The organism is Novosphingobium indicum, assembly GCF_014645195.1.
Taxonomy (GTDB): Bacteria; Pseudomonadota; Alphaproteobacteria; order Sphingomonadales; family Sphingomonadaceae; genus Novosphingobium; species Novosphingobium indicum.
In genome coordinates this window covers 53,249-74,073 of record NZ_BMLK01000011.1, presented here as the reverse complement: position 1 = coordinate 74,073, position 20,825 = coordinate 53,249, and the positions used below count along the sequence as shown (strand labels likewise).

At 61.5% G+C, this 20,825-nt stretch carries 16 protein-coding genes; 5 read left to right on the top strand and 11 right to left on the bottom strand.

Features of this window, described 5'->3' with window-relative positions; all coding sequences use genetic code 11:
• The first annotated feature begins 34 nt into the window (after window positions 1-34).
• Window positions 35-352 (top strand): 2Fe-2S iron-sulfur cluster-binding protein, encoded by a 318-nt coding sequence (locus IEX64_RS12875; protein ID WP_188820076.1) that lies wholly within the window; start codon window positions 35-37, stop codon window positions 350-352.
• Window positions 353-493: 141 nt separating this feature from the next.
• On the opposite strand, the gene IEX64_RS12870 is transcribed toward IEX64_RS12875, so the two are convergent.
• Complete coding sequence (locus tag IEX64_RS12870) at window positions 494-1,144, bottom strand: TetR/AcrR family transcriptional regulator (protein WP_188820075.1); 651 nt, start codon at window positions 1,142-1,144, stop codon at window positions 494-496.
• 23 nt (window positions 1,145-1,167) lie between these two features.
• Here IEX64_RS12870 and IEX64_RS12865 point away from each other — a divergent pair, with 23 nt between their 5' ends.
• Together IEX64_RS12865 and IEX64_RS12860 are read left to right on the top strand one after the other, a co-directional pair.
• Window positions 1,168-2,160, top strand: coding sequence for a Rieske 2Fe-2S domain-containing protein (locus IEX64_RS12865; protein WP_229710258.1), 993 nt, complete (start codon window positions 1,168-1,170; stop codon window positions 2,158-2,160).
• A 14-nt stretch (window positions 2,161-2,174) separates the two neighbouring features.
• On the top strand, window positions 2,175-3,248 hold the full coding sequence (locus IEX64_RS12860) for an aromatic ring-hydroxylating oxygenase subunit alpha (protein WP_188820074.1): 1,074 nt from the start codon (window positions 2,175-2,177) through the stop codon (window positions 3,246-3,248).
• Between the two features lie 240 nt (window positions 3,249-3,488).
• On the opposite strand, the gene IEX64_RS12855 is transcribed toward IEX64_RS12860, so the two are convergent.
• The 10 genes from IEX64_RS12855 to IEX64_RS12810 all read right to left on the bottom strand — a co-directional run bounded on the left by IEX64_RS12855 (window position 3,489) and on the right by IEX64_RS12810 (window position 18,751).
• A complete protein-coding gene (locus tag IEX64_RS12855; RefSeq protein ID WP_188820073.1) occupies window positions 3,489-5,144 on the bottom strand; it encodes an FAD-dependent oxidoreductase in 1,656 nt (551 codons plus the stop codon).
• Between the two features lie 77 nt (window positions 5,145-5,221).
• A complete protein-coding gene (locus IEX64_RS12850; protein WP_188820072.1) occupies window positions 5,222-6,142 on the bottom strand; it encodes a TIGR03619 family F420-dependent LLM class oxidoreductase in 921 nt (306 codons plus the stop codon).
• 169 nt (window positions 6,143-6,311) lie between these two features.
• Window positions 6,312-6,968, bottom strand: coding sequence for an NADPH-dependent F420 reductase (gene npdG, locus IEX64_RS12845; RefSeq protein ID WP_188820071.1), 657 nt, complete (start codon window positions 6,966-6,968; stop codon window positions 6,312-6,314).
• 83 nt (window positions 6,969-7,051) lie between these two features.
• Window positions 7,052-9,310 carry a 5-amino-6-(D-ribitylamino)uracil--L-tyrosine 4-hydroxyphenyl transferase CofH gene (gene cofH, locus IEX64_RS12840; protein WP_373290149.1) on the bottom strand — a complete coding sequence of 753 codons (2,259 nt, stop codon included), beginning with the start codon at window positions 9,308-9,310 and terminating at the stop codon, window positions 7,052-7,054.
• Window positions 9,311-9,387: 77 nt separating this feature from the next.
• Window positions 9,388-10,389, bottom strand: coding sequence for an LLM class flavin-dependent oxidoreductase (locus tag IEX64_RS12835; protein WP_188820069.1), 1,002 nt, complete (start codon window positions 10,387-10,389; stop codon window positions 9,388-9,390).
• A gap of 108 nt (window positions 10,390-10,497) precedes the next feature.
• Complete coding sequence (locus tag IEX64_RS12830; protein ID WP_188820068.1) at window positions 10,498-12,873, bottom strand: TonB-dependent receptor; 2,376 nt, start codon at window positions 12,871-12,873, stop codon at window positions 10,498-10,500.
• Between the two features lie 341 nt (window positions 12,874-13,214).
• The gene (gene cofC, locus IEX64_RS12825) at window positions 13,215-13,781 is read right to left on the bottom strand and encodes a 2-phospho-L-lactate guanylyltransferase (protein WP_188820067.1); all 567 of its coding nucleotides are present in this window, start codon (window positions 13,779-13,781) and stop codon (window positions 13,215-13,217) included.
• 183 nt (window positions 13,782-13,964) lie between these two features.
• Window positions 13,965-15,059 carry a CaiB/BaiF CoA transferase family protein gene (locus IEX64_RS12820; RefSeq protein ID WP_188820066.1) on the bottom strand — a complete coding sequence of 365 codons (1,095 nt, stop codon included), beginning with the start codon at window positions 15,057-15,059 and terminating at the stop codon, window positions 13,965-13,967.
• Window positions 15,059-15,988: a 3,5-dioxohexanoate:acetyl-CoA acetone transferase gene (gene kce / locus IEX64_RS12815; protein WP_188820065.1), complete on the bottom strand. Its 930-nt coding sequence runs from the start codon at window positions 15,986-15,988 to the stop codon at window positions 15,059-15,061. Before kce ends, IEX64_RS12820 begins: the two co-directional genes overlap by 1 nt.
• Window positions 15,989-16,069: 81 nt before the next feature.
• Complete coding sequence (locus tag IEX64_RS12810; RefSeq protein ID WP_188820064.1) at window positions 16,070-18,751, bottom strand: winged helix-turn-helix domain-containing protein; 2,682 nt, start codon at window positions 18,749-18,751, stop codon at window positions 16,070-16,072.
• Window positions 18,752-18,981: 230 nt separating this feature from the next.
• Here IEX64_RS12810 and IEX64_RS12805 point away from each other — a divergent pair, with 230 nt between their 5' ends.
• Window positions 18,982-19,983 (top strand): quinone oxidoreductase family protein, encoded by a 1,002-nt coding sequence (locus IEX64_RS12805; protein WP_188820063.1) that lies wholly within the window; start codon window positions 18,982-18,984, stop codon window positions 19,981-19,983.
• The gene (locus IEX64_RS12800; protein WP_188820062.1) at window positions 19,980-20,756 is read left to right on the top strand and encodes an SDR family oxidoreductase; all 777 of its coding nucleotides are present in this window, start codon (window positions 19,980-19,982) and stop codon (window positions 20,754-20,756) included. Before IEX64_RS12805 ends, IEX64_RS12800 begins: the two co-directional genes overlap by 4 nt.
• The last annotated feature ends 69 nt before the right edge of the window (window positions 20,757-20,825 follow it).

The following is a 20,825-nucleotide window of genomic DNA, read 5'->3' as shown; positions in this document are numbered from 1 at the left end:
CACGGTGACCAATCCATCAGACAAAAGGAATGCCATGCCCGAATTGAAAGTCGTAACCCGCGACGGAAACCAAAAGACGATCGAAGCCGCCGATGGCGTCAGCGTGATGGAAGCCATTCGCGATGCCGGCTTCGATGAATTGCTGGCATTGTGCGGTGGTTGCTGCTCCTGTGCGACATGCCACGTCTACGTCGATCCTGCGGTCGCCGCGTCACTGCCGCCGGTGAGCGACGACGAGAGCGATTTGCTTGATGGGTCGTCGCATCGCAATGAATTTTCGCGGCTGTCTTGCCAAGTAATGATGACCGACGCCCTCTCTGGGATGACCGTCACCATCGCTCCCGAGGACTGAGAAGATCGGCAACTGGCCTTCAATACTGGCGATTTCGGTCAGATCATTGATGCAGGGAAGACCTCTTTGCTCGATCCCTGCATGTGATGGCTTTCGGTTAGGGTCGGCGCGAACTGTCCCTGGCGATCATTGGCCCTGCATTCACGGCTCCGACAGAAGGGCTGCCAGAACAAATTCCGCGAGCCGGGCGGCCTGCCCGGCCGCATGATCCGAATCGACTTCGGCGCCGGCACCTAGCCGCTGCTGCAGCGGGATGGCACTGAAGTAGTAGCCTACACCTTGCACCAGCAGAGCCATCAGCGCCGGTGTAGACAGATCGAAAACCGAGCGGCGCAGACGCACTGCTTCCAGCAGCTCATCAAGCCGCTGCTGGAACGGTCGCACGAAACAGTCGACAATATGGTCAAGGCGCCAGGTCGATCGGCATCCCTCCACGTTCGTCAGCGCGACGATATCGGCATTCAGCGTGGCCCAAAGGCAAAAGCGGTGAATGAGATGACGCAGCCGGATTTCCGGATCCGCCTTTTCATCGAATACACTTGCAACAAACGACGACGCCTGAGCCATCCGCCAATCGACCGCACGGGTCCACAAGTCCTCCTTACGCCCGAACCGCACATTGAGCAGATTGTGGCTGACGCCAAGCCGCTTGGAAAGATCCCGCAAGGTGGTTCCTTCATAGCCTCGCTCAGCGAACGTCGCGAAGGCCAGCCCAAGCAGCCGGTCTTCATCGACGGCGTCGCAAGCGTTCAGCGCCGGGCGGCCACGTGTGCGTAGAGGACGGTCAAGCATCTCTCGCCCTTAGCGAAAAGACATTGACTTTTAAATTGTCATTCGTCAATTTAATCACAAGGAGATTGGATGCTGCAATGAGTCTTAATCAGGATGCTTGGTGGGCCGTGGCCCGGTCCGAAGAAGTTACATCGGAAAAGCCGCTATCGGTCGATATCGGAGACCAGCCTGTCGTGCTGTGGCGCGACAATCAGGGAATTGCCCGCGCGATGGAGGATCGCTGTCCTCATCGCCGCGCGCCGCTTTCCTTGGGCTGCGTCCGCGATAACGGCTGGATCCAGTGCGGTTATCACGGCTGGAGCTTCGACGGCGAAACCGGGCGCCTGAAGGAAATCCCTAACATGAAGGACCAACAGCGCTTCCCGCCGGTTTACAAGGCCAATGCGTTCGGCGTAACAGAGCAGGCCGGCCTGGTCCGCGTCTGCCTGAACCCCAACGTTGCGGCCCCGCTTGTTGCGGCGAGGCGTTACGATTATTGCGGCACGGCCAATGTCAGCCTGACCCATAGGGAATACCTCAACGCCCTCTATGACGATCCCAGCCTGCTGTTCTCCATCCGGGGCGTCCATTTCACGTCGTACCTGATGGCGGAATTGCACGAGGAAGACGGCAAGCTCGTCATGGAACGAAGCTGTCAGTGGGCCGGCATGCATTGGCCCGCCCATTTCGTCGCCGAATTCCCGCTCACCCTGTTGACCAAGACCGACCCTGTCACTGGCGAGACTGAGTTGTTGCTGCGTGATGACGAGTTTCGTAGCCTGTTTCACGCTGTTCTGGCGCCGGTACCATCGGCCCGCGGCGTGACCGCAGTGCGCTGGCGCGCTAGCCAGGGCGCCCGTTATCCGGGCCTGCGCGGCGCATTGCTGCGCGGCATCAATCCGCTGACGGTGTTCTCGTCGGTCAACGGAACGAAGCTGCGCACCACCAAGCCGTCAGTCTCGATGAATGGCGAAGACCTGCGCGAGGCTATAATGGAAGGCGCTCAGCCTTCCCCCGGACAGACCGCCGCCGCCTGAATAAGGATCCGAATATGCTCGAAGTTGCTGATCGACCAACGTCCCACGATGACGTTTCCACCACGAACAGTGGCAAGGGCACCATCGCCCTGAACGCTGTCAATCACTGGGTCCCACACGATATCGTCATGCGCGACACCTGGTTCCCCGTCGCGCACAACTACTCGGTTACCGGCAAGCCGGTGCGCCGCGCCGTATATTCGCATCCGATCTTCCTATGGCGCGAAAACGGCGTGGTCGTCGCGAGCGAAAATCATCCGAACGAAAAAGTCGTGGGCGAGAAGAGCCAATACACCGATGCCCGGGGCCGGTATCCGGTGATGGAGCACTATGGCGTGGTCTGGGTCTGGTTCGGCAATCCGCTCGCCGCCGATCCGGTGCATCTTCCCAGCTTGCCTTTCCTTCCGCCGAAGGGCGGCCTGCCGCGACACATGACATCGACAGTCCGGTTCGAATGCGCGGCGCCGATCAGCCTGGAAAACCTGATCGACCTCACGCATGCCGACTTCCTCCACGCAGATGTGGTCGGTGACGAGCGTTCGGACAGCGAGACTGTAGAGACCTTCTTCGACAGCGAGACCGTCACCATGGTGCGCACCTGCACTAACAAGTCGGTGGCTCCGGTGATGAAATTCTTTAGCGGCATCAAGCAGCCGACGCAGAATGTCCGTCAGGTGATCCGCATCTACCTGCGCTCGCACTGCGCCATAGCCTATGGCCGCTTCACGCCGGGTGACGACGTGCCGCTGTTCCATCCCTGCACGCCCGAAACCCGGGACCGCACCCGGATGGAAATGGTGATGAACACGACCAATTCGGATCTGCTGTTCCGCCATGTTATGCCCAAGGCTGGCTACAAGGTTTCGCGGCAGGACAGTTACATGACTTCGCCGCAAAGCCCCCGCTACATGCGCGACACTGATCGCAAGGACCTGCACAGCAAGTTCGATCAGGCCGGTCAGCGCTATCGAATGGCGATGATGGAACTGGCGGATCGTCAGGCAAAAGGTGACTTCGCCTATCGCGACAATGTAAGCGCCGACTGCAGCGAAATCATCGGTCTGCGCAAGGAACTCTTTCAGTTCTGACCGCCCCCCTTTTCCGGGCGGGCGCGTGTTGCCGGGCGGGCGAGCAGCCCGCCCGTATTTTCATCCTGCGCTGTGCGCGTGAGAGGCGCAGCGGTCTAAACAGATCATGCGTGATAGGTCACCGTCTGCGCCAATCCAAACGAAAGCCTGCGGCTCTAGCGACAGCTTGACGCGACGACAGGCGCCGGGGAATACACGACCGATAAGTTTGGTGGTCGGCATACCCCGGCAAACTTGGACTCAGGCCAGCACTAACGCCCCTGCCATCGCTTTGCCTGCGATGTAGCCGGTCACCATCGCTGGCCCGACGTTGCAGCCATGTGCCGGCGACTTGCCCCTCCAGATGGAATTGGCATCAAGGCCGGCGGCGTAGAGCCCAAGCACCGGTCTGTCGTCGGGTCCCATCACCCGGCACTCCGGATCTATCTTGAGGCCCACCGTAGTCGATCCATCGCCTGGATAGATCTTGATCGCATAGAATGGCGCCTTTTCCACGCGGCCCAGGCAGGGGTTCGGCTTGTGCTTGGGATCGCCGATCTCAATGTCGATTTGCGTGTCGCCCTTGCCGAATTCCGCATCCTTGCCAACTTCGGCATAGCGGTTCATCTTGGCGACAGTGGTTTCCAGACCTTGCGCATCGACACCGATCTTTTCCGCCAGTTCTCCAATCGTCGGTGCTTCTATGACATAGCCGGCCGCAATCAGCTTTTTCAGTCCGCCGCCGCCGGGATAGACCATGCCCATCCCGTATTTTTTCACGAAATCCGCATCGCCGATGATGTGTGCCGGCACCGCCCCCGCACCGTGCATGGCTTCAACAAAGTGAACCGATGCCTCGTTTCCAAAGCGCTCGCCCCTGTCATTGACGGCAATGCACCCCGGTTTCGACATATCTATGAGGTGGGCATACCGGGCGACATATCCGTCGGGGCGGGTCATCTTGGACACCACGGCCCAAACCGCATTCGAAATGTTCTCCCCATCGAGCACAGCGCCCGCCTCGAGGCCCATGTTCATCCCGTCGCCGGTATTTTCGTAGGGCAGAATGGAAACGTGCTGTTCGGCGAAGGGCATGTACGCCTTGCGCAGTTGCTCGCTTGCCGAAAAACCGCCTGATGCCAGCAGCACGCCGATACGAGCGAAAATTTCCTCCCCCCCGACCCGAACGCCGGTGACGGCACCATCCCGCGTCAACAAGCCATCGACGGCGGCATCCTTGCGCAGCGTAACGCCCGCCGCGAGCGCCGAGGACATGAGGCGCGCGGCAAGCGCATTGCCCATCGTCAGCCGGGTCCCGCGCGGATAGCGGCGCAGCTTGTCGGCACCGAAGCGCACGGCCAGCTTGCCGAAATGGAAAATCGACTTTGCCGACGGCATTTCGGTCAGATAGGGCAAATCGAAAAGGTCGATCATGAAACCGGCCGGAGCGTTGAACTCCTCACGCGCGGGCCGCAGTTCGGAAAAATGCGGTCCCAGCTTCTTCCCGTCGAATTCCGCAGGCGAAAGGAGCCGCCCATGGTCCACCGAGCCTGGAACGTCCGGGTACCAGTCACTGCTGGGAGGTGAGAGAAGGAAACGCACCGAACTGTGCTTTTCCAGCCACTCGACCATCTCTGGCCCGTTTTCGAGGTACGCGTCGATAAGCGCCGGGTCGGCGCTGGGACCGATAACATCGAGAACATACTGGCGAGCCACCGCACGGCTATCTTTCACCCCGGCGGCACGGGCCTGGGGGCTGTCGGGAACCCAGATGCCACCACCCGAGACGGACGTCGTCCCGCCAAAATGCGATCCCTTTTCCAGTACAAGCACTTTTGCCCCGGACGCGGCGGCGCGCACCGCTGCGGTCATCCCCGCTGCACCCGACCCTACCACAACGACATCAAATTCGCTCATCGCGATCTCCCGGTCCCTTGTTCATGCCTGACCTTCCTGACACCCACTGCTGGTTGCAGCCCCTTCCGCCGGGAAGGTCAGATATTCGGCATGATCTCCTCGGCCACCCAGCGCAGGCGGTCGGCATATTCATCGAAGCCCGAAAGCCCCGGCGGGAGCGGCACAATCGTTTCGTTGACGCCCAGCTCCTTGAGCCAGCCGACCTGATCGATTATCTTCTGCGCATCGTGCGTGCCCGGCGCGCGCGGGTCGTCCATGATTTCGTGGTGAGCACCGACATTGAGCATCTCCAGCGCGAAGAACATGTCGATGGACCGGCCATCGTATTCCGGCTGAGATCGAACGAAATCGAGGCATTCGGGGAATTTTTCGGGCGGGGTGCGAAATGGTGACCAGCCATCGCCGAATTTGGCGACCCGCTTGAGCACCGCTTGCGCATCACCCCCGAACCAGATCGGCAGGCGCGGCTGCTGCACCGGCTTGGGCGCGAAGCCGACATCCTTGAACTTTACGAATTCACCGTCGAATTCCGGATCTTCCGCAGTCCACAACTCGATGATTGCTGCGACATATTCGTCAGCCATACGCCCGCGCAGGTGGAAATCCACGCCGAGCATGTCGAATTCTTCCTTCAGCCAGCCGACACCGAAGAGCGCCGTAGCCCTGCCCCCGCTCAGCCAGTCGAGCGTCGACCAGGCCTTCGCCTGCACGATCGGACTTTGCAACGGGAGAATCGAAACCGACGAGCTGACCCGCATCTTCTTCGTATGACCAGCCAGAAAAGCCAAAGCCACGCTGCCATGCAGATAGTGGTCGCCTGACAGAGCGACGTGCTCTTGCGGAATGATGAAGTGCTCACCGAGCATACACTTGTGAAAACCCAGTTCATCGGCAAGCGCCATGGCCTTGCCGATATCCTCTCCTGTCAACGCATGCTCCCAGGGCTGGGTCATAGCCGCGACATGCATGCTGTTGGGCACCCCGACGTTGAGCTTCATAGGTCGCTGTCCTCACCGCAATTATTGATGGGAGATAACCTTCGGCGTGCGGGGGGTGAACACACCTTCCCATAGGAAGGGACACGGAACATTCGTCGCCTCCCCTCGTCCGCACACAAGTCGCCGGTTCAGCCTGCCGGAAACTTGGCCGGGTCTTCGTGTCGTATGCCTATTTCTCAGGCGATATCAGGTCTCCGGTGATGCGAATGCCGGCCCCGTCAACGCTGTAGGTCTTATTGAGAAAGATCAGAATCGACGTCATTGCTTCGGCCGCCGCTGAATTGGCCAGCGCGCCGCCGTGCAGCCCGCGAAGGCCCATGGCGTCGGCCAGCGCCACAACACGCCCGCGCGCCTGCTTGTCGTCGCCGAAAACCAGCACGTCGCAGCCGACATCGACATCCTTGGCCAGCTTGTGCGCGGCAACATTGTGAAAGGCGGACACCACCGTGACCGCTTCGCCCAGGATGGCCTGCGCCTTGAGAGCGGCCGATCCCTCCGGTGGCAATTGCACCCGCATGACACGCGGCGGGACCAGCGGGACAGTGGTATCGACCACCAGCTTACCGGCCACATGCGGTGCGATATCGGCAAGTGTCGCCTCCTGCGCCGCGAAAGGCACAGTGACAATGACAATGTCCGCTTTTGCTGCGGCATCACTGTTGGCAGCGCCCCGCAGGCCGTGGCCAAGCTCGTCCGCAGCTTTTCGGGCGCTCTCCTCAGCGCGGGAGCCGACGACGACGGAATAGCCCGCGCGAGCAAGGCGCCAGGCGATCGCTGCCCCCAGATTGCCGGTGCCGCCCACGACCGCGATAGTTGGTAAAGTCATTGGTTATTCCTCATCAATCATCCCCGATTTGACGCGCCTTCGGGCATGTCGAAAAAAGGGTGGAAATTCATGCTGGCAAAGGCTCACAGAGCCTGAGTACTGACTGCGGCCCTGCCTTGCACCGGCTTATAGAGCGTCGTGCGTTGACGGACCGGCCGGCCAACCGCAGCCGCCAGCGCGCGCATTTCGGCGGGGCCGAATTCCTGCCCGTTCACCCCCCCGGCGGCGCGGGTAATGGATTCGTCCATCAGGGTACCGCCCATGTCGTTGGCACCGGCCTTGAGCGCGGCAGCAGCACCCTCCGGTCCCATTTTGACCCACGACACCTGAATGTTCGAGATGACAGGATGCAGGACGATCCGCGCAACGGCATGCATCAGCAAGGCTTCCCGGTAACTCGGGCCGGAACGGGCAAGACCCTTTTGCCAGATCGGCGATTCCATGTGAACGAACGGCAACGGCACGAATTCGGTGAAGCCTCCGGTCTCATCCTGAAGCGCCCGGATGCGCAGCAAGTGGCGCGCCCAGTGGCGATACCCCTCGACATGGCCGAACATGATCGTCGCGGTGCTGCGCAGGCCAACGCTATGCGCGACGCGCATTACCTCGATCCATTCGTCCGCAGTCACCTTGTCAGGGCAGATGATCTCGCGGATTTCCGGATCGAGGATCTCGGCCGCGGTGCCCGGCAGGGATGCGAGGCCGGCCGCTTTCAGCCGGACTAGGTAGTCCTCCAGCGGCAGGCCCAGCGTTCGCGCTCCGTGAGTGACTTCCAGCGGGGAAAAGGCATGGATGTGAATATCGGGTGCGGCTTCGCGCACGCTGCGCAGCACGTCGAGATAGGTGTTCCCGTCATAGTCGGGATGAATGCCGCCTTGGAGGCACACTTCCGTCGCGCCGCGATCCCAGGCTTCCGCGGCCCGCCGGCCGACTTCGGTAAGGTCGAGCCGGTAAGCCGGACCGCGCATGGCCCTGGTACTGCCCTTGGAAAACGCGCAGAAGCCGCATCTGTAGAGGCAGATATTGGTATAATTGATGTTGCGGTTGACAGCATACGTCAGCGTGTCGCCTGCCGCTTCCTGGCGCAACCCGTCGGCCAGCGCGAGAACGGCCAGAAGGTCCTCATCTTCCGCATCGAACAGGGTTTCGATATCGGATTCGGTTAATGCTTCGCAGGATTCGGCCTTGGTGAGCACTGCGCCCACCGCACCCTTTGTCCGCGAGCCGTCACCGCCTGCCGGTTCGGGCACTGGATCGCCACGCCCCGCCGCCCATTCATCAGGTTTGGGCAGTCCGCGCGCGTCGATCAGACGCAAAACCCGTTTTGCCATTTCGGGATGCGCCCAGTCCTTTGCCGCAAGGGCATGGCGCGGACCGATCGCAAGCCGCTGCGACAGTCTGCGCCCGGCGGCACGGGTTGCGTGTTCGAGGATCTCCAGATGGGGCCAGGGCGCCTCGGGATTCACGTGATCGGGCGTAACCGGCGATACGCCTCCCCAGTCATTCACGCCAGCCCGGATCAACGGAGCGAGATCGGCGCGTTCGTGAAGGTTTGGCGGAGCCTGAATCGTCATCTCCGGCCCCAGTATCAACCGCGCGGCGGCTATCGCCCAAATGTGATCTTCCAGCGGCGGCTCGTCATGCGCCATCATCTTCGTATCCGCCTTCGCACGGAAATTCTGGATGATAACCTCCTGGATATGGCCGTACCGGCGATGCAGGTCGCGGATTGCCACCAGCGCATCGACCTGCTCCGCGCGCGTCTCGCCAATGCCGATCAGGATGCCAGTCGTGAACGGCACCTTCGCCCGCCCTGCGTCCTCGATCGCGGCCAGTCGGCGCTGAGGCACTTTGTCGGGCGAACCGAAATGGGGTCCGCCGCGCTCGCAAAGACGATCTGCGCTGCTTTCCAGCATGATGCCCATCGAAGCCGCGTGGGGTCGCAGCATCGCATAGTCGGCCGCCGACATCAGTCCCGGATTGAGATGCGGCAGCAGGCCCGTTTCGCGCAGCACGAGCTGCGCCATTTCAGCCAGATAGGACAGTGTCGAATCGTGACCGAGACGCTGCAAAGCCTCGCGTGCTGGCGCATAGCGTCCTTCCGGGCGATCCCCCAGCGTGAACAACGCCTCACGGCACCCGGACGCAGCGCCCGCCCTCGCGATCGCGAGCACGTCCTGCGCACCGAGATAGGCATCGCCTGCGCGCGCGGGCGTGGTGGCGAACGTGCAATAGTGACAGACGTCACGGCACAACTTGGTAAGCGGGATAAAAACCTTGCGTGAATAGGTCACGCGCCGTCCATGCCCGGCAAGGGTCATCGCCTCTGCCGCGGCCATCATCTCATCAAGATCGCTACGAAGCAGTTGCGCCGCGATGCCTTCCGCAGCCTCGGTGCCCGAATAGAGTTCGTCCAGTATCACATCGCACTCCGCGCCTGAGCCAGCCCCTTGATCGTCTCAAGCGGCGCGGCATGTCCTGGGAGGGCTGCGATGAAAGTGGATACCCCCATTGCGGCCAGCGCCCCCAGCATTGCTGTCGCCGATTCGACGGTGCCGGCGAAAGTGTCGAACCCGGACAGAAATTCCGTCAGCCCCAGTTCATCCATCAATGCCACATTCCTGCCGCCGACCACCACATGCTCGCTCGGGTCGTACCGAGCATGAAGCTCGTCGATCTTGCTACGCAACTGCGACGGGACCTGTGCAAGGGCTGCCGGCGTCCGCATGGCCATGCCGTTGACGACGATAAACGCCTTCAGATCATCAATCGCCTGCGCCCGGCTTTCACGGACGGACGCGTACGAGACCGCCCAGATATCAATCTCTGCCGGGTCACGGCCCACCGCTTCGGCTGCGCGGTGTACGGCGGCGATACGATCATGCAGACCGTCGAGGTGGCGCTCTCCCGCAAACAGGATCACTCCATCAGCCTGTTCGCCCGCCAGCGCGAGCGCCTTGGGACCAAAGGCGGAATAGTAGATCGGAATGCGCCGGGCGAACCGCGGCGCCTTGACTTGCGCCCCGTTCCATTCAACCGGCTCTCCGGCAAAAAGGCCACGGAGCGCGGCGAGTTCAGCGCGAATTTCTGACTGCGTAGCCGGAGGCCTGCCAATGGCCATGACCGTGCTGCCGCCGGTCGCCAGACCCAGCGCAACACGCCCGCCGGAAAGGTCGTCGATACTGCAAAGCGCCGCAGTGGTCACGATCGGATGGCGCATGAACGGTGACGTCACCAGCGGCGCCAGCCTCGCGCGAGGCGCCTCGAGGGCCGCAAGCGTCAGCGAGACATGCAGCTCATGCCACCCCGCAGGAGAATCACCGACTGTCACGAGGTCGAAACCCAGGTCCGACGCCAGCCGGACCTCGTTGCGAAAGACATCAAGGCTGTCGCCCCACATGCTGCAAATACCGAGTTTCATGTCTCCTCCTCGCGTTCCTTTCCGCTCCGGCAATAAGGCTTGGCCAGTTCTCCCGAACCCATCCATGGAAAGGCCAGGGCGAATATGCGCCCTGGCCTTTCACCGATATCAGAAGGAATATTTGGCCGACACGCCCCAGGTCCGCGGTTCGCCGACATAGACAGAATTGGTCGGGAAGGAGGACAACAGGACGCTTGATGCGGAGTAGTAATCCACGTCGAAGACGTTTTTCACGAAAACGCCCAGATCGAGACCGGTTCCGGCAATGCTGCGCCAGTCAAGGCGGGCATTCGCAAGTTCGTAACCCGGTAGTTTTTCACCGTTCTGGCCGCCGAAGTCATCGGTCATGAACACGTCGGCATTAAAGATGAGATCGCCATCCACCGGGCGAACCGGCAAGGTCCAACTGATGCTCGCGGTGCCGGAAAAGCTGGGCGAATACTTGTTGACCTGATCCGGCCCCAGCTCGATCGTCGAGGGCAGAACGGCGGGCAGTGCCAGCTTTTCAACCTTCACGTTGGTGTAAGCCGCGTTGAAGCCCACGGTCAGGCTGCGCACCGGGCTGATCGAAGCTTCAAGTTCGACGCCCCATATCCTCAAGTCCGCCGCGTTGACCGCCAGAGACCCGTTGGTGGGGGAATCGGGCGTTCCATTGGGTACAGTGGTCTGAGTATTGAGGAACTGCAGCGCGTTCTTGTACTTGCTGTAATACGCCGCGATGTTCAGCAGGCCGCGCGCCGCCCCCACCCGGTAATTGTACTTCGAACCGATCTCAACGTCGGTGATCGTCTCCTCGCCGGTCTTCTGGAACGGACGCAAGTCCGGGCAGACGCCGCCCGTTGCAGTGCAGGCGGGATCGGTGCCGCCAGTCGTATAAGGTGTCTCGAACAACGGCGTATTGACGTTCGCACCGCGGTAGCCGCGACGTGAGACGATATAGAGCAGCCAGTCCGGATTGGCCTTATAGTCCAGGCCAATGGTCCAGCTCGGCTCCTCGCCCTTGTTGGATACCGTGCCGACGCCGTCAATCAGGCCCGTGGCGGCAACGTCGAGGCAAGTGGACTCGTCAACGTAGGTGCTGCCAATAGTTCCGCCACATGCCGAAACCTTGTCCCAGCTGTAACGCGCGCCCAGGTTCAGTTTCAGCTTTTCGGTGATCTCGTACCCGATCTGACCGTAAACAGCCCAGTTCTTGTTGCGTACGTGGGCCGTCACCGCCGGTGCGGGAACGCTGCCGACCGAAAAGGCGGTGAACTGCGAACCGCTCGGGCCGTCGGGCTTGTCGTTGTTGTAAAAGACACCAACGATGAAGTTGAAGCCGCTGAACTCCCCTAGCAACTGTGTCTCATTGGTCAGGTACTGACGATCAAGGGCGGACGAGGCATTGAACAGCGTGAACGGCACGGTTGCCGGATCAGCCAGGCCGGTCGGGATCTGCAGCAACGGCAGGCCGCCGCTATTGATCAACTGGTCGCTGTAGTTCTTACGGTAGCCAAAGATATTCCGCAGCGTCAGCGCGCCGAAAGTGTACGATGTATCGTTGGTGATCGCGGTGGTCTTGCGATAGGAAAGACCTCCGTCGATCCCCCCGTCGAAGGAGCCGCGCCGGTTAGCCCGCTGCGTTTCCAGTGCGGCCGCCACCTGCGGATCAACTACCCCCAGACCGAGCGCCGCGAAAGGATAGTTCTGGCGCAGCAAGTAGAGCCCGCCGGCCAGTTCATCGGCCTTGAAATATTCGTAAACCGTCGTGCTCTTGAACCCTTCGAACGGTTCAAGGAGGAGCGACAGGCGAAAGGCATCCTGATGCACGTCGTCAAAACCCGGCCCGCCATCGAATGCGACGGTGCGAGGGTCCTGGCGCCGAATCTGGCCGGCCGCACGAAACGCCACCTTGTCCTCGATGATCGGGATATTCACCGCGCCCTGCACTTCGCGGTAGTCGAACCGACCGTAAGTCCCCTCGACATAACCCTCGAAATAGTAGGTGGGCTTCTGACTGCCAATGACGACCGCGCCGCCGAGTGTGTTGCGGCCGAACAGCGTGCCCTGCGGCCCCTTGAGCACCTGAATACTGCTAATGTCGTAAGTCGGAACGTTCGACCCGACGGACGGAAGCGGCGTATCGTTGAGATAGATGACCACGCCCGGCGTCACTTCGCCCAGCGGCAACTGGCCGATACCGCGCAGGGTCAACGAGACGTTGTCCTTGCCGCCTTCGGACGAAAACGTGAATCCCGGTGCGATCGTCTTGATGTCGCTGACCGTCTGAACAGTACTGCGCTGCAATGCTTCGGGCGAGAAGGCCGAAATCGAAACAGGTACGTCCTGCAACCTCTCCTCGCGGCGGCGGGCAGTGACAACAATATCGCCCGAGCTCGCCGCATCGGCATCGCTCACCTCGGCACCTGTGTCCTGTGCGGCAACGGGTGCCGCAATGAACACTGCCGTCGACAACAGGACGCATTTCAAAATTCGATTATTCATGGGTTCCCCTCATAAGGACCAGGCCTCGGAAGCCGTCCTGATCTCTGGCCAGGTACGGATGGTGGCGCACGAAGACGATCCAAATGCCTCGCCTCCACCTGTCGACGGATAGGCAAAGGATTGGCAATGCGAAGGATTCTTGTTGCCAAAGACAGTTCCCGCTGCGGACAACCCTAGATAAGGCTCGCGCATTGCGACATTTTTGCCACATATGAGCCAAATTTCAGTGAGTTGCTGCAAATGCCCTGCATCAGGAAGCGAGTGCTGCCAGCAGCAAGCGTCGTTGTTTTGAACGCGCACTCAGGCGCGAAACACCCGTTCTTCGTCACGAGCCAGTATTGTTAATGCGCCTGAAGAAATTCCTGTGTCGCCAAGGCGACGGCCAAATCATCCGGGAAATCGACATCCAGGGACAGTCCGGACCGACGCACCCGGGTTGCGGTGCCTTGCGCGGCATGATTTAGAAAACTGCCGGGGCCGAAGGCGAACACGATCGGCTGCCTGTCGAACAGAGCGATGGCATTGGTACCTCGTCCGTGGCGGTCGGAGGCGATCGCCCTGCCGCTGTTTTCAGCTGCCGCGAGTAGCGCTGAAATGTCAGGGGTCGCAAGCAGCGGCAGGTCGGCGTGCACGATCAGCAAGGCGCCATCCAAGCCAGCGTAAACCCGCGCCAACTCGGCATTGAGCCCCGCGCCCCGGTCTTCGATCCACTCCGCGTCACAGGCGCTCAGTGGAACGGGCGACAACAACAGCACCCGCTCAATCGATCGCACCTGTCGGAGCACCGCAATCACATGCCGCGCCATCCGGTCGGTCAACACCACGCGCGCTTCAGGCGCAAGCACCGAAGCGAGGCGGGTCTTGCGGGCCGCAGCCGCCTTGAGCGGGACGACGGCTGTCCAACTCACCACTGCGCCGCCCGCCAGCACTCCGTGAACGCAAAGCAGTAGGCACACGGCTCGCTGCCGATCGTCCGCTTCGCCCTGAGCGGCCGGGCGCCGCCGCGGGGCCATTCCGACCTGTTTCCGCTGGGCGCCCTCAAGCATATGGCCGGGAGAAGGTCGCGTGCCATTAAATGGCCCTCCTGGTCATCATGACCACGATTCGATTGCATCCGAGATGTCGAGCACTTGCGGCTCCTCTACGGTTCCCGGTGTCACCGACAATCGCGGCGCCGGAGCAGGCTGCTTCGTGGCGTTCCGGTCGACGAATATGGCGCGCTCGTGGTTGTGCGGATGCACAGGTGCCTCTTCCATCGAAAGCACCGGCGTGACACAGGCATCGGTCGCTTCGAACACCGCAGCCCATTCGTCGCGGGTTCGTGACGCGAAAGCCGCCGCGAAGTCTGCCTGCATAACCGGCCATCCTGCCCGGTCGTTCTGATCGTACTCTCGATCGGCAAGCCCCAGCCCCGCAACCATTTGTGCGAAAAACTTGGGCTCAAGAGATCCAACCGCGACATGCCGCCCATCGGCGCAAGTATAGCAGCGATAGAAAGGAGCCGCGCCGTCAAGCAGGTTGGTGGCGGGTTCATCGCTCCACAGGCCCTTGGGTAGCCATGCATAGAACAGGCTCATCAACGAGACGACGCCATCCGTAATAGCGACATCGACTACCTGTCCCTTTCCGGTCATCTTCGCGGAAAGGAGCGCGCTGAGCATGCCCATGATCAGGAACATCGAACCACCGCCATAGTCCCCGACAAGGTTGAGCGGGACCGGTGGCGGCTCACCCTTCGCCCCCATTGCGTGCAGGGCTCCGGTAATCGAGAGATAATTGATGTCGTGCCCGGCACGCAGGGCCAGCGGCCCGGACTGCCCCCATCCCGTCATCCGGCCGAAGACCAGCCGCGGATTGCGGGCAAGGCACACCTCGGGCCCCACACCAAGGCGCTCCATCACCCCCGGGCGATAGCCCTCGATCAAGCCATCGGCCCGCTCGATCAGGTCGAGCAGCAGCGCGCGATGCCGGTCATTCTTGAGGTCGAGGTGCGTGACTGAACGGCTACGATGCAGGATGTCGCCGCCGACATCTTCCCAATCCCCGCCCCCTGCGGTTGCCGGACGGGCAACCCGCACGATGTCGGCCCCCAAGTCCGCAAGCAACATGGCTGCCAGGGGAACCGGTCCAATTGCGTCTATTTCGACAATACGGATGCCGGCGAGCGGCCCCTTGCCTTCCGTCATCAGATGTTCGTCCGGTCGCCGCCCTTGAGGTCGAGCATTTCGCGTGCCTCATCTGCGTTAGCCGCTTCCAGCCCCATGCCTTCGATGATCTGACGTGCGGTACGAACCTGCTCGGCGTTCGTCTCAGCCAGGCGGCCCGGGCCGCCCCAGAGCGAATCCTCCAGACCCACGCGAATGTTGCCTCCCATAGAAGCCGCCATCGCGACAATGCTCATCTGCCGCGCACCAGCGCCCAGAACCGACCATTGATACTGATCGCCAAACAGCCGGTCGGCCGTCCGCTTCATGTGCATGATATCATCGGGATGGCTGCCGATACCTCCCAGAATCCCAAAGCAAGTCTGGATGAACAGGGGCGCCTTCACAAGGCCGCGATCAAGGAAATACTTGAGATTGTAAAGATGGCTGGTGTCGTAGCATTCAAATTCGAACCGCGTGCCGAGCGGCGAAAGCGTCGTCAGCAGATGTTCAATGTCAGCATACGTGTTCTTGAACACAAGATCGCGCGAAGCTTCCAGCGCGGCCGGCTCCCAGTCATGCTTGAAATCCTTGTAGCGCTCCAGCATCGGGAAAAGTCCAAAGCCCATCGTCCCCATGTTGAGGCTGGCCACTTCTGGTGCGAAGGTCCGGGCCGGGCGGATGCGCTCTTCGACCGGCATGGACGGATGGCCGCCGGTGGTCAGATTGAGCACCGCGTCGCTGCGCTGCTTGATAACCTTGAGGAAGGGTTCGAACAGATCCGGGTTCTGGTCCGGCCGACCGTCAACCGGATTGCGTGCATGAAGATGGATGATCGCGGCCCCCGCCTCTGCCGCCCCGATCGCCGATTCGGCTATGTCTTCCGCCGTGATGGGCAGATAGGGAGACATCGACGGCGTATGGATCGCGCCGGTGACAGCGCAGCTGATAATTACTTTTCGTTTGGCCATGACTTTTCCTTTCGCGCCAAGCGCGCTTTGCAAGTGGCGCTTCCAGAGTAATCTATCCTTCGGTAGGAGGCCGCCGAAGCGTCAGGGAAGGATGCCCAGTTGCCGCGCACGCTGAACTGCCTGCGGCCGTCGGCGCACGCCCAACTTGTCGTATATCTGCTGCATGTACCATTTGACCGTGCCCTCGGTCAGGCCCAGCCTGTCGCCGATCTCACGATTGCGCAGTCCGCCACCGACCATGGTGAGAATATCCACTTCCCGATTGGCAAGTCGGCCGGTGAGCCCGAATTCGTCATCCTCGGTCTCGTCGCTTTCGATCCTGGGGCCGCCCCGCATCAGCGACACAAGCTTGACAGCGAACCGATCTGCCGGGGTTTCCAGGTCCGGACCATTGGCATACGCCTCGGTCAGCAGGGTCGAGATCACCTCACCCTCATCAATGAAGATGCGGACCCAGCCCGCCGGCTCTGCCATTTCCACGGCCGCACGAACGGCCCGGCGCGCTTCCGAACGGTTCCCCTGAAGCACCGCGATTTCCGCAAGGAGCAGTTCGAATGTCACGGCCGAGCGAATGGCCCCGCTGCGCTTCACGAACTCAAGCCAGCGGTGTGCGACCTTACGCGCACGCCCAAGCCGGTGGTGCTGCATCTCGATCCGTAGCCACGCAATCGCGATGCTTTCGTTCCTCCGGGTCGGACGCAAGGTCGGGACCGGTTCACCATCGATCTGCGGATCGCCTGCGAGGAAATGCCGCTCGGCCTCCTCGACATGTCCGGCCTTCACCAGCAACCGCACCTCTTCCGCCACCACGATCGACCTCAGCCTCAGGAGCCCGCATTCGATCGCGACGAGGTGGGCATCGTTCAGAATGGACAGGGCCCCGGCAAGATCGCCGCGTGCCGCGCGAAGCCGGGCCGTAACGAGAAAGCCCGAGGCCATCTGGTCAGCGAAGGCCCACTGCCGGACCACCGGCAGATAGCTTTCAGTCAGTTCGGCGGCGGCGTCGATGTCGTTGGCATCGTAGAGCATCTCGGCCAGCGGCAGCGCCGGAAGGGCTGCAACGCCCGAGCCATCGCCATGAAGCTGGCGGGCCAGAGCAAATGCCTCATCCAGAAAGCGCCGCGCCATCTGCGTCTTGCCCTGCGCCATAAGGGTAGGCGCGACGGATGCTTTGAGAGCGATCGAGGCAAAATCCGAGCCCGGCCGGGAGAGCGCCACGCGGGTTTCCGCCTCCAGCTTCAGCATGTCGCCGAAATGGTAGAGTTCCCGTCGCGCTGACATCAGCTGGGCCAGCAGTGTGCAACTCAGGTAGGCATGGCCATCGCCCAGTTCGCTCAGCAGCGCCTCCGCTTCAGCCTCGACGCTGACCATATCATCGCGCGCCGCGTGCAGCATGACCTGACGATGACGGATGGTAAGCGCAAACTCTGCCGCCTCATGGTCGGACAACACGCCGCATGCGACCTGTGTTCCGCAAGCCGCGCTTGCGGCAGCGATCAGACGTTCTGCCGAAGCAAAGGACAATTGCCTGATACGGCGCCATGCCAGGGCGAGCAGCAAATTGGGATGACCCGACAGCACCGACCACGGCAATTCGGCTCCCAGTTCATCTATACGATAGAGATATCCGGAATACGTAAGCGGGTCCGCAAGGCGGTCGAGTTGCTCCGCCAGGAAGTCCTGGCTGCCGCTTAGCCGCGCATGTTCGATGGCTCTCGGAAGCTGGCCTTCTGCGGCAAAATGCTCACTCGCGCGGCGGTGCATGACGGCGGCACGAGCGGGCGCCCTGTCCATCAGCCGGCCCAGCACCATCTCGCGAAACAGCCGATGATAGGAATACCGGCTATGCTCCTGATCGATGGCATGAAGGAACAGCCCCTGACGGAACACATGATCCAGCATCTTGCGCGCATTTTCGTCGCCGGTGACCGCAGCGCAGGCAGACGGCGTCAATTCGTCAAGAATCGACGTGTCGACGAGGAAACGGCGGACCTCGTCGGTCTGTTGCCCGACGACCTCCTCGTGAAAATATTCTGCGAACTCCGGACGCAGTCCGGTAAGCCGCATATTACTCTTGCCCATGCCCTCTCGGCGGTAAAGATCACAGGCCATGACAATACCCGACACCCAGCCCTGCGTGTCGCGAACGATGTCCTGCAAGGTCTGAGCATCAATCGGTCCGCCGACGCTGCGCGATACCAGTTCGGTCGCTTCAGCAAGCGTGAAGGCGAGTTCCCCATTGCCGACCTCGACCAGGAACCCGAGCGCACGCATGCGCGCAAGCGGTAGCCCGATGGTTCCTCGGGACGCGACGATGATCGTCAAGGCATCGCGCGCGCTGGCTGAAAGCTGGCCGAGGAAGTCCAGGACAGGTTCGCCCAGCAGTTGCGCGTCATCAACAACGATGACCGGCCTCGCCGTCTCGTTAGAGGCGATCATGTGGAGCCAGTCCATGTCGGCCGCGTCCTCGTTCAGGCCATCCCACCCAAGACCGGCGGCAACGCCCGCAGCCTGGAGCGCCATCAGAAACGAGCGTTTACTCTCGATCCCGGCCCGCGCCGCCAACCACAGGACAGGCCTTCCTTGCTCTTTCAGGAGATCAGCCCAAAAGAGCATGGCGGTGGTTTTTCCGCTGCCTGCAGGTGCGGAAACTGCCGTCAGCCGCGACTGGGCGATCTTGTCTGTCAAAGCCTCTAAGGCCGGTCGATGCACAAGCGTGCGCGTCACGCGCGGCGGCAGGATAGTCGTTGGAACAACGCTCATTGTGTCTCTCCCGCGAATCGCTTGGTGCGATTCGTTCTTTCAACTGAAATATATTTCGGGCAATGAAATCATAAATGCAATCCTTCTTCCCTATCGGCAGATAGGTCATCAAATCACAGCGACATTGTCCACGCAGGAGAGAGAGGGAACGATCCGCGCCACGGCGTCGAATCGTTGCCCCAGAATCAACGGCAAAAGCCGAACGGACGGCAAAATAGGAAAGGTTGACCATGAAGGCTCTCTATCTCGAAAAGACCGATGGACCGGATTCCGTCGTCGTAAAGGATATCGAGACGCCGGTTCCGGGCCCTGGTGAAGTCCGCGTTGCGGTCAAAGCCGCCTCAGTAAATCACCGCGAGTTGTTCATCACCCACGGCCAGTATCCCGGCATGGTGGTGCCGGTCTCGCTGGGCTGCGACGGTGCTGGTGTCGTGGACATGATCGGAGATGGTGTTTCGGGCGTAGGCGAAGGCGACGAAGTCGTTTTGTATCCGGCCCGAAACTGGGGGCCGAACCGTCACGCACCAGCGGCGGACTTCGGCCTGCTGGGCATGCCGTTTGCTGGTACCATCGCCGAATATATCTGCGTTCCGGCGGAAAACCTCGCGCCCAAGCCGGCGTTCATGACCTTCGAGGAAGCAGGCGCGATGCCGCTCACGGCACTGACCTCCTGGCGAGCGCTCATGTTCAAAGGCCAACTCCAGGCCGGCGAAACGCTGCTCATCAGCGGCGTGGGCGGCGGCGTGGCAACGTTCGGTCTCGCTTTCGCGGTGGCCAAACGCGCTAACGTCTATGTTACCGGTGAAAGCCAGGACGTGATCGACCGTGCCGTTGCCATGGGGGCAAAGGGCGGCCTGCTCTATACCGATCCCGACTGGCGCAAGCAGGTGGGCAAGCTGACCGGAGGCATCGACGTGGTACTCGACGGTGCCCCCTCGCCCAGCTTCGCCAATTACGTGCGCGCTATCAATCCGGGCGCGCGGATCGTAATCTATGGTTCGACCGCCGGCAACGAAGTGAAATTCAACGCGACTGACATTTTCCTGAAAAGCGCCAGCATCGTGGGCAGCCAGGTTGGCGATCCGCAGGATTTCCAGGACATGCTGGCCTTCGCCGACACACACAAGATCAAGCCGGTGATCGAGGCGACATATCCGCTCGACCAGGCCAAGGAAGCCCTGCTCCACCTGCGTGACAGCCACAAGTTCGGCAAAGTCGTGGTGTCGATGTGAGTGATTTGTTCAGTCTCGCCGGAAAGAAGGCGCTTGTAACCGGGGGCGCACAAGGACTTGGGCGCATGATCGCAGAAGGCCTGCTCAAGGCTGGCGCCACGGTTGCCATCACTTCACGCAAGGCCGACATCTGCGAGGCGGCAGCAGCAGAGATGGCATCGCTCGGCCAGTGCATTGCCCTGCCCGCCGATCTTTCCACTCCCGAGGCGGCAGTCGATCTCGTCGCCCGCTATCGCGGCGCGGTCGGCCAGTGCAATATCCTCGTCAACAATGCCGGCAAGACCTGGGGCGGCGAGATCGACAGCTTCCCGGACAAAGCCTGGCCCGGCGTCATGGCCGTTAATGTCCAGACGCCCTTCACGATTATCCGCGAACTGCTGCCTGAACTCGCAGCCGCCGGATCGGCATTCGACCCGGCGCGTGTCATCAACATCGGATCAGTCGCGGGCATGAGGACCGAGAAGCTTCACGCCTACAGCTACGCTGCCAGCAAGGCCGCAGTCCACATGATGAGCCGGGATCTGGCCGGCGACCTTGCAGACCGCAATATCACTGTCAACGCGGTTATCCCTGGCTTCTTCCCAACCAAAATGACCGCGCACATGCGGGACGAGGATACGGTCGACCCGGCATTGCTGGCACACATCCCGATGAAGCGGATGGGCACGCCCGAGGACATCGCCGGTATCGTGATCTTCCTGTGCTCGCGCGCGGGAGCCTATGTAACCGGAGCACAGCTCCCGGTCGATGGGGGCATCGTCGGCTGCAGCTGACACCAAGGTGCGCGGGCTGGCACCGACCCGCGCGAACGGCGCAGCCATGGGGCTGCATGTCCCAACTTG